At 65.7% G+C, this 13,423-nt stretch carries 10 protein-coding genes; 4 read left to right on the top strand and 6 right to left on the bottom strand.

Translation table 11 applies throughout. From position 1 onward, the window contains the following. Positions 1–984 (top strand): aminotransferase class I/II-fold pyridoxal phosphate-dependent enzyme (locus Q0R27_RS13045; RefSeq protein WP_293945661.1); only part of this gene is annotated, 984 nt, incomplete at its 5' end. Between the two features lie 38 nt (positions 985–1,022). Next, positions 1,023–3,008 (top strand): ATP-binding protein, encoded by a 1,986-nt coding sequence (locus tag Q0R27_RS13050; protein WP_293945663.1) that lies wholly within the window; start codon positions 1,023–1,025, stop codon positions 3,006–3,008. On the opposite strand, the gene Q0R27_RS13055 is transcribed toward Q0R27_RS13050, so the two are convergent. The 3 genes from Q0R27_RS13055 to Q0R27_RS13065 are packed head-to-tail and all read right to left on the bottom strand — an operon-like array spanning position 2,965 to position 5,301. Then, positions 2,965–3,822 carry a hypothetical protein gene (locus Q0R27_RS13055; RefSeq protein ID WP_293945664.1) on the bottom strand — a complete coding sequence of 286 codons (858 nt, stop codon included), beginning with the start codon at positions 3,820–3,822 and terminating at the stop codon, positions 2,965–2,967. The two genes, Q0R27_RS13050 and Q0R27_RS13055, sit on opposite strands and share 44 nt — an antisense overlap. Before the next feature lie 4 nt (positions 3,823–3,826). After that, complete coding sequence (locus tag Q0R27_RS13060) at positions 3,827–4,798, bottom strand: acylglycerol kinase family protein (RefSeq protein ID WP_293945665.1); 972 nt, start codon at positions 4,796–4,798, stop codon at positions 3,827–3,829. Positions 4,799–4,800: 2 nt separating this feature from the next. Beyond that, positions 4,801–5,301 carry a DUF2141 domain-containing protein gene (locus Q0R27_RS13065; RefSeq protein ID WP_293945666.1) on the bottom strand — a complete coding sequence of 167 codons (501 nt, stop codon included), beginning with the start codon at positions 5,299–5,301 and terminating at the stop codon, positions 4,801–4,803. A 130-nt stretch (positions 5,302–5,431) separates the two neighbouring features. Here Q0R27_RS13065 and lptF point away from each other — a divergent pair, with 130 nt between their 5' ends. Beyond that, positions 5,432–6,622, top strand: a complete 1,191-nt coding sequence (gene lptF, locus Q0R27_RS13070) for an LPS export ABC transporter permease LptF (RefSeq protein WP_293945667.1) — start codon at positions 5,432–5,434, stop codon at positions 6,620–6,622. After that, positions 6,619–7,728, top strand: coding sequence for an LPS export ABC transporter permease LptG (lptG, locus tag Q0R27_RS13075; RefSeq protein WP_293945669.1), 1,110 nt, complete (start codon positions 6,619–6,621; stop codon positions 7,726–7,728). Before lptF ends, lptG begins: the two co-directional genes overlap by 4 nt. 33 nt (positions 7,729–7,761) lie before the next feature. Here the strand turns inward: lptG and Q0R27_RS13080 are convergent, their stop codons facing one another. From Q0R27_RS13080 to Q0R27_RS13090, 3 genes are all read right to left on the bottom strand, one after another. After that, positions 7,762–8,868 (bottom strand): fatty acid desaturase, encoded by a 1,107-nt coding sequence (locus tag Q0R27_RS13080; protein WP_293945671.1) that lies wholly within the window; start codon positions 8,866–8,868, stop codon positions 7,762–7,764. An 82-nt stretch (positions 8,869–8,950) separates the two neighbouring features. Then, positions 8,951–10,207, bottom strand: coding sequence for a DUF445 domain-containing protein (locus tag Q0R27_RS13085; protein ID WP_293945673.1), 1,257 nt, complete (start codon positions 10,205–10,207; stop codon positions 8,951–8,953). 32 nt (positions 10,208–10,239) lie between these two features. Continuing rightward, positions 10,240–13,419 carry an efflux RND transporter permease subunit gene (locus Q0R27_RS13090; protein WP_293945675.1) on the bottom strand — a complete coding sequence of 1,060 codons (3,180 nt, stop codon included), beginning with the start codon at positions 13,417–13,419 and terminating at the stop codon, positions 10,240–10,242. Positions 13,420–13,423 lie beyond the last annotated feature (4 nt).

A 13,423-nucleotide genomic window follows, 5' to 3' on the forward strand; every position in this document is an offset into this window, starting at 1 on the left:
GGCACGACCGGCAGCCGGGTGCTCAACGGCACTTACGCTGGCCACCGCGCGTGCGAGGACGCGTTGAAAGACTTCTACGCGATGGACCATGCGATGGTCTTCTCGACCGGCTACCAGGCCAATCTCGGGATCATCTCGACCGTCGCCGGCAAGGATGATTATGTCGTCCTCGACATCGACAGCCACGCCTCGATCTATGACGGCTGCGCGCTCGGCAATGCCCAGATCGTGACCTTCCGCCACAATGACGTCGAGGCGTTGGAGAAGCGCCTCAAGCGGATCCCCGAGGGCGCCGGCGTGCTGGTCGTGCTCGAGGGCGTCTATTCGATGCTCGGCGATGTTGCGCCGCTCAAGGAAATGGTCGCTGTGGCAAAGGCGGCCGGCGCGATGGTGCTGGTCGACGAGGCGCATTCGATGGGCTTCATCGGCGAGAACGGACGCGGCGTCGCCGAGGCCGAGGGCGTTATCGGCGACGTCGACTTCATCGTTGGCACCTTCTCCAAATCGGTCGGCACAGTCGGCGGCTTCTGCGTCTCGAACCATCCCAAGTTCGAGATTCTCCGCCTCGTCTGCCGTCCTTATGTTTTCACCGCCTCGCTCCCGCCGAGCGTCGTCGCGTGCGCCGCAACGTCAATCCGCAAGCTGATGCACGGCGGCAACAAGCGCGCGCACCTGCTCGAAAATTCGAAGAAGCTCCACGCCGGGCTCAAGAACCTCGGCTTTCAGCTTGGCACCGACGAGCCACAGTCGGCGATCATCGCAGTGATCATGCCCGATCTCCAAAAGGGCGCGATGATGTGGGAGGCGCTGCTCAACGAGGGGCTTTACGTCAACCTCGCCCGCCCGCCCGCGACCCCGGGCAACATGACCCTGCTGCGCTGCTCGCTGTGCGCTGAGCATAGCGTCGAGCAGGTCGACCAGATCCTCGGCATGTTTGAAACAGCCGGCCGTGCGACGGGCTGCATCGCGGCGTCGGCGAGCTGACTCTTTAACTCCCGCCTGCAACAGGGTAGGTTCACGGCATGACATTGGGGGAAGAACGAACGTTCGACTGGGGACGTGGCTGGGCCGCCGCCGGCGCGTTCCTCGCGACGCTGATCCTGCTCGGCATGGTCGTCCTCGTCGCGATGTCGAACAAGGCACGCGACGCTGCGCTCGAGAGCGAACGCCACGCCTATGACGTGAACCTGCTCACTCGCAACGTCGATGCCACGCTGCAACGGTCGCAAAATGCACTCGGCACCTTCGTACTCGACGAAAAAGCGGCGACGAGCGGGAACATCTATTACAGCCAGTGGCGCCTCGCCGGCGAGCAGATCATCCAGCTCGACAAGCTCGTCGCCAACGATCGTCAGCAGAGCCGCCGTGTCGACCAGCTCGAATATCTTTACCGCCAGCGCGGAACCGAGTTCGCCACCGCCGCCCGCTCCGTCTCGGGCAAGAACGGCACCATCGCGATCAATTTCTACTATGCCGCGACCCAGTCGCCGGTCGGCCCGACGCTCGCCGCCAAGCTGACCGAAATCGCCGACAGCGAACGGGCGGCGCTTGAAACGCACATGGCGCAGACCCAGTTTTTCTCCGCCCGCGCCGACCGCCTGACCGATTACTTGAGCTGGCTCGGAATGCTCGCCGGGGTCGGCGGGATTATTCTCGGCTCGGTCGCGATCCAGGCGCTACGCCAGAATGCCGCCGCACGGAGCGAGGCTGACAGCGAATATGAGCGCTCGCTCGCGCTCGAGCAGGCGGTCGCCGAGCGCACCCGCGAACTCAGCGTCGCCAATGAATCGCTCAAGGCCGAGGCGATCGAGCGACAGGCCGCCGAGGCGCAACTCCGTCAGGTCCAGAAGATGGAAGCGGTCGGACAGCTCACCGGCGGCATCGCGCACGACTTCAACAACATGCTCGCGGTCGTCGTCGGCGGCATCGACCTCGCCCGCCGCCGCCTCAACGGTCCGCGTCGCGAAGTGATGGTCCACCTCAATAACGCGATGGAAGGCGCCACTCGCGCCGCTGCGCTGACCCGCCGTTTGCTATCGTTTGCCCGCTCCGAACCGCTCCTTCCCGAGCGGGTCGAAAGCTCGACCCTCGTCGCCGGCATGTCAGACCTGCTCGACCGCACGCTCGGCGAGCGGATCACCATCCGCAACCGCCTCGCCGCCGACGCCTGGCCGACCTTCGTTGACCCGCACCAGCTCGAAAACGCGATCGTCAACCTCGCGGTCAACGCGCGCGACGCGATGGACGGCTTCGGGACGCTGGTCATCGAAACCGCCAACGTCACGCTCGGCGCCAATGCGGTCGGCGACATCCAGCCCGGCGATTACATCCGCTTCGCCGTCAGCGACACTGGCTGTGGGATGACCCAGGAGACGCTCGACCGCGCCTTCGAACCCTTCTTCACGACCAAGCCGGTGGGCAAGGGCACCGGGCTCGGCCTCAGCCAGATCTTCGGTTTCGCCCACCAGTCAGGCGGCGAAGTCGGCATCGAAAGCGTGCTCGGCGAGGGCACCACCGTCTCGATCTTCCTCCCCCGCACCGACGCCCCGGCTTCGACCGTCCGCCTCCACCCGTCGATGCAGCAGCGCGGCGAGGTCGAGGCGACCGTCCCCGGCGCGCGCATTCTGCTGGTCGAGGACGACCCCCGCGTCCGCGCCGCGACGATGGGCGCGCTCGAGGACCTCGATTACGAACCGATCGCCTGTTCGAGCGGCGAGGAAGCAATCACGCTGTTCGACAGCCAGACGTTTGACCTCGTCATTTCCGACGTCATCATGCCCGAGATGACCGGCCCCGAACTGATCCGCATCCTCAAGGCCCGCCGCGATGACGTCGCGATCCTGTTCGTCACCGGCTATGTCGGCGAGGGCGAGACCGACGACCTCGCCGGTTATGAGTTGCTCAGGAAGCCCTTCACCGTCGGTGCGCTGGCGAGCGCAGTTGCATCGGCCCTGATGCGCACAGTCAGCGAATCGCGCCCGAGCGGAGGAGCCGCGGCAGCAGGCTGACCGCGGCGAGCAATGGATATTTGCGCTGCCACGGCTTGACCGCGATGTCGGTCCCGGCGTGGCGGTTGATCTTCCAAACGATGTAATCGACTCCGCCGGCGAAGGTCGCGCTGGCCTTGGCAAGCCGCACCAACGACAGCGTCTTCCCCTCGATCCGCCGCCGCGTCCAGCCGCTCGTCCCGGGTATCGCAGCCGCGAGCGCCGGGGCTGTGAACCGCCGATAGCGCTCGGGGTCGGCGTCGACCACCGACCCGCTGCGCCCCTTGCGCTCGGCGCGAAGCTCGGCGGAGTAAGTAAGCGCGAATGCCTGCCGCCACAGGTCGAGATCGTCGCGTAGCGGACCCGCGTTGGGGATCGCCGCACCGAGCAGGGTCGGTGCCGCCCGCGCGACCGCCGCGATCGCCCGCTCCCGCGCCGCGTCGTCCTTGGCCCACACCAGCCGTGACGGCTGCGCGAACCGCGCCCACACCGACACGTTGCGCGTCTCCGGCCCGTTCAACCGGTAAAAATCCGCCTCGCTCAGCACGGCATACTTGGCCACCAGCCCGCCATGCTCGAACGGGAAAACGTTGGGCGGGATCAGGCGGTTGGCGGCGCGCAGCCACCGCTGCTTATAGGCGGCGCTATAGTCCGACACGATCAGGTAGAAATCGAGCATCAGCCCGTCGAGCTGCGCCTCGCGCAGGCATGATCCGTAAAACAGCACCGCCCTGCTCGCGTCGCCGTACTCGGCGGCGATTGCTCCTGCCATTGCACTGACACGCAAATCGACCGGCACCGCCAGTTCGGCGCGGACCAGCTCTTCGAGTATCATGCGCTCAGGCTGCGAGGCGCACGAACGACAGCGGCGTGGCGGTGGTCAGGCGGATCGGCTGACCGATTTCGGCGCGGAACGTCTCGCCATCGAGGATCACGTCCGACGCCTCGCCCTCGATCGAGATCTCATCGGCTCCCTCGAGGTGGACCCCCGCCATCTTGGTCCGTCCAAGCTTGCCGAACAGGCTGGCGGTGAAGGCGCGCAACAACAGGAATGGCCGCTGCTCGACCGCGAGCAATTTCAGCCGCCCCTTCGTCGGCCCGCCATAGTCCGAGGTGAGCAGCAATTTCTCGAGCGTCGTCACGAGCAGCAGCGCGAACCGCCCGGTCAGCTCACCGTCGCGCCGTACCGACACGCTCAAATGGCTCGGCGCGGGCGGCAGGAAACTCATCTTGAGCCCCGACAAGTGGCGCACCATCAACGCGATCGCGGCGAGCACGTGGCTGACCCCGTTGGGCAGGCCGAGAGGGTAGATCTTGTGGCGGCAATAAAGCATCGTGTCCGCCAGCCCCGCGCCGCCGAGGAACATGCCGATCACCGGCTTGCCTCCCGCCGCGCCCCAGCGCAGCGCGATCAGTTCGCGCGCCACCAGGTGCTGCGACAGATCACCCTGCGCGAGCCGCACCAAATGCTCGAGCGATTCGATCACGTCGCCATGCGCCCCCAGATCAAGCGCAATGAGGTTGGTCTTGCCGTTGGGCAGCACCGCCACCGGCGGCGGCGTCGTGCCGAAATGACCGCCATTATAGAGCTCGGTCAGCGCCGCTTGGACGGTGCCGTCGCCGCCGTTGATGACGAGCATCGCCGGCTTGACCCGGGCAATCGTCTTGAGCGCCTCGCCGATCTGCTCGACGCGCTCGACCTCGTAATGGAAGATATCGGGATGCTCAGCACAATAAGCGCGGATGCGCGGCAGCTGCGCGACATTGCCGGTCGACTTGGGGTTCGACAGCAAGGCAATGCGCGCGCGCACCATCAGCTCCTCACCGGCCCGATCGAGAGGCCGCGGACATATTGCAACGTGATCGCGGTGCGCGTCGGTCCGTCACCGACCCGGAAACCGGTCCTGTTGAAGCCCGGCTTCAGGTTGAAGATGCTGAGCTTCGGATTGCGCGAATAGCCACCCCCGTCGGCGCGGTCCTTTTCGTCATTGCCGTTGAGGTCGTGATGCAGCGCGATCGCGTACAGCCCCGGCGCCGGCACCCCGATGCAGATCTCGATCGGGGCGGTCGAATGAACCGGCACAATTACGTTGTGCAGCTTGCCGCGTTTGACGAGGTAGCGCTTGGGATCGCCGTCGTAGAGCGTCACCTTGATCGTGCCCGCTGGCTGCTTGAAGCCGCTGACGACAACCTCGACCGACGGCTTGCCGGCCACGCAGGCGGCCGCATCGGACCCGACCACGCTGGCGGGGGCGGCGCTGCCCGGCGCCACGACGGTGGCCAGGGCGAAAAAGGAAGCAACAAATTTCCGCATGATTTTCCGAACCGCTTCGCTATGAACATAAGGAGGCAGCACCCACAACGGGGACAGACTGCCCCGTTACGCTCTATCGGCCAAGTTTGCGGCCAAATCATGGTGTTGGGACGACAATATCTTGCCGGCAATGATCGACCGATACCTGGCGCGCTCGATCGCCGTCCCGCTGATCGGTACGCTGGTCCTCGCGTCGATGCTGTTCGTGCTCGACAAGATGTTGCGACTGTTCAGCTTCGTCATCGACGCGGGCGGACCCGTCAGCGTCGTGTGGCAGATGCTCGCGAACCTCCTGCCCGAATATTTCGCGCTCGGTATCCCGATCGGCCTGCTGCTCGGGATACTTCTCGCTTTCCGCAAGCTGGCGACCACTTCCGAACTCGACGCGATGCGCGGCATCGGCATCGGCTTTGGGCGGCTGCTCCGTGTGCCTTATATTTATGCCATCGCGCTGACCCTGCTCAACCTGGGGATCGTTGGCTACATCGAACCGTGGGCGCGTTATCGTTACGAACGGCTCCGCTTCGACCTCCAGTCGGGGGCGCTCGGCGCGGCCATCAAGGTCGGCGAATTCAACCGGCTCGGCAAGCGAATGATCCTGCGCATCGAAGGCAGCGAAAAGGACGGTACCAAGCTCCGCGGCATCTTCCTCCAGGTCGACGAGAAGCCCGGATCGACCGTCGCCGCGACTGCCGAGGAGGGCCGCTTCCTTGCCACCGACGACCCCAACACGATCCTGTTTCGCCTGAAAAAAGGCCGCCTCGTCCAGCAGATGGACAAGTTCGCCGCGCCGCGCAGCCTCGCCTTCGACAGCTATGACCTACCGATCAACCTCCCCGCGATCGACAAATTCCGCGGCCGTGGCAAGAATGAGGACGAGCTCACCCTGATCGAGGTATTTCGGCGCGGCTACAGCCACCGCCTCGCCGCCGACGACCGCAACCGGGCGCAGGCCAATACCAACTACCGGCTGGTCGAAGCGCTGATGATGCTGATGCTGCCCCTACTGGCGATCGCGCTGGCCGTGCCGCCCAAACGAAGCACCTCGTCGCTCGGCATCTTCGTCGCGATCGTGATGGTCGTGACTTACCACAAGATCAACCAGTACGGCGAACAGATGGGCGCGCAGGGGCGGATTGATCCGTTGATCGCGCTGTGGGGCCCGTTCCTCGCGCTCTTGGCGCTGATCGCGTGGATGTATCACGTCGTCGCCCACCGCCCGGGCGGCCAGCCGATCGGCGCGCTTGAGCGCTTCTTCGCCAAGGCCGGCAAGCTGCTGAAGCACTTCGCCAAGCGCCGTCCGCCGACCCCCGCGCCATGATCAACTTCAACTTCATGCCGTCGGGCCCGATCGCGCGCTACACCGTGCGGCTGTTCGTGACGCGGACGCTCGCGGTGCTGGTCAGCCTGGTGATGATCCTGATGACGCTCGACCTGCTCGGCGAAAGTGGCAAGATTCTCGCCGCGCCGGGCAATGGGCAGGCGCAACTGCTTCACTATGTCGTGCTGCGCGTGCCGATGCTCGTCGCCCGCTTCCTACCCTTTTCGGCGCTGCTCGGCACGCTGATTGCCTTCGCCGGGCTCAACCAGCATAGCGAGGTCATCGCGATGAAGGCTGCGGGCATTTCCGCGCACCAGATCCTGGCGCCGCTGATTCTCGCCAGCATCGCCATGGCAGGCGTCAATTTTGTCTTCAACGAGACCATCGTGGTCAACTCGACGCGCGCGGTGAATGCCTGGAGCGACGCCGATTACCGCACCGTGCCGCCTGATTCTGGCCTCCTCAGCAACGTCTGGATCCTCGACGGCGACGACCTCGTCCGCGCACGCCATGTCGGCGGCGCGGGTTCACGGCTGCACCTCGAGCGGGTGACGATTTACGAGCGCGACAAGGGCGTGCTCCAGCGCGTCATCGACGTCGCCCGCGCCGACCAGCTCCCCGGCGGCGGGGAGCAGGGCTGGGCGCTCAGCAACCTCACCACTTATGATTCGGCGATGGGGGTGGTCAGCCGCAGCGACCGCGCGATCGGACTGCGCGGGATCAGCCCGCTGCGCTTCACCCTCGCCAAGGTCGCGCCGACCGAACAGGATTTCTGGCAGTTGCGCCACTCGATCGCCGAGCTCGAGGCGGCCGGCCGCCAGACCGACGAGGCCCGCTCCGGGCTGTGGCACAAGCTCGCCGCGCCGGTCTCGACCATCCTCATGCCGCTGCTCGCCGCGATCGCCGCCTTCGGCCTCGCCCGCTCGGGCCAGGTCCTCCTCCGCGCCACCGTCGGCATGGCACTCGGCTTCACTTACTTCGTGGTCGACAATTTCAGCCTGTCGATGGGCAATGTCGGTATTTACCCGCCATTCCTCGCCGCGTGGGCGCCGGTGCTGCTCTTCTTCTTGATCGGCGAAACGGTCCTGATCCGCAGCGAAGAGTAGCTCAGGCGAGTTGAAACCAAATCGGCGCGGAGCCTAACGCGGCTTCTGACCACGCCACGTACTGGCCGCGAGCCGCGCGACCAGTGGCACCAGTCCGCTATGGCTAGACGCGTGATAGACGCTGTCCTCGCCTAGCTCGGCGCACAGCCGGCGGTGCGCCTCGCCCAGCGCGTGATAGGGCACGCTCGGCAGCAGGTGGTGCAACCCGTGATAGCGCAGCCCGACCGGAGCCCACAGCGCCGGCAGCGCCCCCGGCGGCGGGACATTGACGCTGTCGAGATATTGCGCGGTGACGGTCATCGCCTCACCCTCATTCTCCCACAGGTGCGCGACCAGCGTCCGCACTTGGTTGAGCAACATCACCCCCGCCGCGACGGCGAGGAAGATCGCGAACGCGCGCAGCGGCACGACCCCGGTGATGACCAGCGCGAGCAGCGTGATCGCCCACAGGCTCGCTGCCCCCTCCTGCCAGCGCCAGTATCGCGCGAGGTCGCGCTCGGCCGGGCGGCGGCGGAAGGCGGGGTTGATCTGCAGTCCCGAATAACGTTCGGTCACGATCGTCCGCAGGCGCTTCGACAGCAATGACAGCGGCGTCAGTACGGCAAAGCGGAACATCAGCGCGACCGGCGCCAGCACCGACGCGACGACGAACAGCGGTAGCGTCCACGGCTTCATCCGCGCGAGCGGGAGATATTCGGGATCCTCGATCGTGCCGTAACGCGTCTTGGCGTGGTGGAGCGTGTGAACCCCCTCGTAGAGAAAGCTTGGCAACAGCAGCGGAATGCCGACCAAAGCATTCCACGCAAAGCGGAACCCGGGCAGCGCGTTGGGGCGAATGTGTGTCAGCTCGTGGATGAAGCTCCCGGCGCGATAGAGCGCGAGTATCGCGATCGCGCTGGCCAACAGCGCCAACCCGGTCGGATGAAGCAGCATCGCTCCCGCGAGCGCGGCATAGCCGACCAGCGCAGAGGCGAGCATGTCGGCCCAGTAAATCCGTGGGTTGGCCTTGGCGAGGTCCCGCGCAGCCTCGGCGGCGGCGCGCAGCAGCGCCTTGTCGTCAACGGCCCGACGCGACGCAGCGGGTCCCGCCACCGGTCCGGCTTGCGCCTCGTGGCGCTCGAGGATTGCTGTCTTGGTCATAAGCTGCTGTCCCTGCTCGCAATTGCAGCAAATAATGGCGCGAAGATGGCGTGACAAGTGCAGGTCCGTAACGACAGCCACTTCAAAGCCGGTCGAGAAAGTGCAGCACAAGGCCAACGAGCCCGCCGACCAGCGTCCCGTTGATCCGGATATATTGCAGGTCGCGCCCGACCGCGCTCTCGAGCCGGTCGGTTACCGTCCGCGCATCCCACCCGCGCACCGTCTCGCTGACCAGCTTGACGATCGAACTCCCATAACTCGCCGCCATCCCGGCCACCGCCCGCCGCGCGAACTGGTTGATCGCACCGCGCATCTTGGGGTCATGCTCGAGGCTCTGGCCCATCGACTTCAGCACCTCGCCGAGCTTGCCCGCCATCGCCGTATCCGGGTTGCGCGCCGCCGCAATGATCGCCGCGCGGCCCTTCTGCCACAGCGTGTCGAGCCACAGCCCGACCGACTTGTTGGCGACCAATTCGTCCTTCATCGCCTCGACCCGCTCGCGGGTTTCGGGCCGCGTCTGCAGATCGTTGGCTAGCTGCGCCAGCGCCCCCTCGATCTTGACCCGGACCGGGTGCGCCGGATCGGTCCCCATTTCGACCGTCAGCTTCTTCAGCCCGTCGATCACCGCGTCGGCGATGCGGCTGTCGATCCCGGCGAGCTTGAGCACCCAGTTGGCCCGCTTGTGGACCATCTCGCGGATCAATTCCTCGTTGGCGTCGAGTGCCCGCGCCATCCAGCGGATCGTGCCCTCGAGCATGGGCACATGGCGATCCTCGTTGATCGCACTCGCCAGCGCATGGCCGAGCAACGGCGCTACCTCCATCGCCTTCAGCCGCGCCGAGATCGCTCCCTTGACCAGCCCGCCCAGCCGCTCGTCGTCAAGGCTCTCGGCGAGGTCGGCAATCAGCCGCGACGCGCCCTTGCGAATCCGCGTCTCCTGCCCCGCCGGCGCCTGCAGGAACCGCCCCGCCGCGCCGGCCAGGTCGATATGGCGCATCCGCCGCGCCACCACCGGCGCGATCAGGAAATTCTCCTTGAGGAAGTGAGCCAGCGCCGCGCCGATGCGATCCTTGTTGCGCGGGATGATCGCGGTGTGCGGGATCGGCAGGCCAAGCGGGTGGCGGAACAACGCTGTCACCGCAAACCAGTCGGCCATCCCACCGACCACCCCGGCCTCGGCGAACGCCTTGACCCAGCTCGCCGCGGGATAAGTCGGCTCGACCGCGCGTGCGACAATGAACACGATCGCCATCACCACCAGCAAACCGGTGGCGGCAGCCTTCATCCCCGCCGCGCCGGGCTGCGCGGGGTTGAAGCGGGAAAGCGGACGTCGGGTCATCGCTCCCTTTTAGGAGAGGCTTCGCCCGCTTGTCACTCCGCCGGAAGCGGCGTGCTACGCGGCCCGTCGCCCGTCGGCGCCCCCATCGTATGCGGCTCACCATTGTCGATCAGCCGTCCGAACTTGCGCGCCACCCACGCTTCCATATCGATTGCGATCGAGAAGAAGGCCGGCACCAGCAGCAGCGTCAGCATCGTCGAGAAGATCAGCCCGCCCATCACGGTGATACCCATCGGCGCGCGCCAGCTGCCATCACCGCTCAGCGACAGCGACACCGGCACCATCCCCGCGACCATCGCCACCGACGTCATCACGATCGGCTGGGCGCGCTTGTGACCGGCCTCCGCGATTGCCTCGTCCTTGGGCATACCATGCCCGATCATCTCGACCGCAAAATCGATCAGCAGGATCGAATTCTTCGCGACGATCCCGAACAGCATGAGGATGCCGATGAACACCGGCAGCGACAGCGGCTGCCCCGCGATATGAAGCGCGATCCCCGCCCCGAGCGGCGCCAGCAACAGCGCGCCCATATTGACGAACGGCGACAGGAAACGGCGGTACAGCAGCACGAGCACAGCGAACACGAGCAGCACGCCGGACGCCAGCGCGATGATGAAGTAGTAAACGAGCTCCGCCTGCCACTTCTGCGAGCCCAGATTGAGCCGGGTGACGCCGTGCGGCAGGTTCTTGACCGTCGGCAGCTTGTCGATCTGCTTCCATGCGTCGCCCGACACAGCTCCCGCGACAAGGTCGGCGCCGATCGCGATGCGGCGCACCTGATCGGTCCGCTGGACGTTCGCGGGCCCCGCCCCGAAGCCAATCGCGGCGACCGACTTCAGCGGAACGGAGCCGCCGCTGGTGGTCGGCACGGGCAAATTCTCCAGCGTCGTAAGATCGCGCCGGTCGTTGGGGGACAACGAGACGGTGATCGGCACCTGGCGGTCCGACAGCGAGAATTTGGCGCTGTTCTGCGCAATGTCCCCGATCGTAGCGATACGGATCGTCTGCGACAGCGCGCTGGTCGTGACCCCGAGGTCGGCGGCGAGGTCGAAGTGCGGCTTGATCGTGATTTCGGGCCGCACCAGGTCACCCGCCACGCGCGGCGCGCGGATCAGCGGAACACGCTGCATTTCCTCCTGGATCTTGTTCGCCGCCTGTTTGAGCAGCGCCGGATCCTCGCTGCCGAGGAACAGCATAATGTCACGCGACGCCCCACCGGGACCGCCGCCGTCCATCGACAACACCGTCACCTGCGCATCGGGGATGGCTGCCAGCTTCGGCGCCAGGCGCCGCTCGATCTCGTAACTCGGCACCTTGCGATCATGCTTCAGCACGATGTTGAGATAGGCAGACCCGACATAAATGCGCTCGAACACGCGATCGACGTCGGGATCGCGCTGGACAACCGCCGCGGTGCGGTCTGCCACGTCTTCAGTCTCGGCGAGCGTCGCGCCCGGCGCCAACCTGATCTGGACGTTCGAGAAATTGACATTGGTCTTGGGCTGAAACGTCATCGGCAAGGTGAACAGCAACGCCAGCGTCACCACCAGCGCGACCTGGCCGGCGCCGACCATCCACACTCGGTGGTCTAAGAACCACGCCATCGCCCGCCCGCGGGGACCGGGATGCCCGGCGCGAAAACGGTCGGCCCGGCGCGTGTCCAGCGTCCATCGCAGCAGGCCGAGGTAGCGCTCCATCGCCTTGCCCGACGCATGCGCCTGATGGCCGTGCGACTTGAGGAAATAGGCCGCGATCAACGGCGTTATCATCCGCGCGACGAACAGGCTCAATGTCACCGAGATTACGACGGTGTAGCCGAAGCTCTTGAAGAACTGCCCCGAAATGCCCGGCATCAGCGCCACCGGCAGGAACACCGCAACGATCGCCATGGTTGTCGCCAGCACCGCGAGGCCGATTTCGTCGGCCGCGTCCATCGACGCCTCGTAGGCGCTCTTGCCCATCCGCATGTGCCGTACGATATTCTCGATCTCGACTATCGCGTCATCGACCAGGACACCCGCGACGAGGCTCATCGCGAGCAGCGACAGGCTGTTGAGGTTGATGCCGAGCAGGCTCATCACCCAGAAGCTCGGAATTGCCGACAGCGGGATCGCCAGGGCCGAAATCGCCGTCGCGCGGCCGTCGCGCAGGAACAGGTACACGACCAGCACCGCGAGTGCCGCGCCCTCGAGCAGCGCCTCGATCGACGATCGATACTGCGACCTGGTGTAGTCGACGGAATTCGAGATTTCGCTGAAATGAATCCGCGGATCCGCTTTCTCGATCTTGTGCATTTCCTTCCAGGCGTCGTCATAGACGCTGAGATCGGAGCTTCCCTTCGACCGCTGGACGTTGAAGCTGATCACCTGCCGGCCCTTGAGCTTGGCGAGCGTCCGCTGCTCCGAATAGCTGTCTTCGACCCGCGCGATGTCGGACAGCCGGACCGTCCTTCCGCCACTGACTGCGATCTGGGTCTGCGACAGCGCGAAGGCGGTCTTGGCATTGCCAATGACCCGGACTGATTGCTCGGAACCGGCGATCTCGGCGCGGCCGCCGGTGGCGTTGAGGTTGACCTGGCGCAGCTGGGTATTAACCGCGGCCGCGGTAATTCCCTGCGCCTGAAGCGCCCCCGGGTCGAGCACCACCCTGATCTGCCGGTCGACCCCGCCCTCGCGTGAGACCGCCGCGACACCGCTAATGCCGCGCAGTTGGCGGGCGACGTCATTGTCAATCGCCCACGACAATTGCTCAAGCGTCATGTCGCTGGTTTCGGCGGCGACATAGACGATCGGGTCGCCCGCGATGTCGATCCGCTGGACCTGCGGTTCGAGAATGCCCTCGGGCAAATCGCCGCGCACCTGCGACACCGCATCGCGCAGGTCATTGATTGCGCGATCGGTTGGCGTCCCGATCTTGAACTGGACGAAGGTCTGGCTGTTGCCTTCACGGATCGAGCTGTCGATCTCCTCGACACCCGTGACGCCGCGCGCCGCCGCCTCGATCTTCTGGGTGATCTGGTTTTCCATCTCGGCCGGAGCCGCGCCGGGCTGCGAGATGACGATCACGGCACCCGGAAAATCAATGTCCGGGTTGTTGGTCACGGTCATGCCCATGAAGGCGATGATGCCCGCCAGCATCAGGCCGATGAACAACACGATCGGCGGCACCGGATTCTTGATGCACCATGACGAGATATTGCGGAAACTCATGACA

It is taken from the genome of Sphingomonas sp., from assembly GCF_025362505.1.
GTDB lineage: Bacteria > Pseudomonadota > Alphaproteobacteria > Sphingomonadales > Sphingomonadaceae > Sphingomicrobium.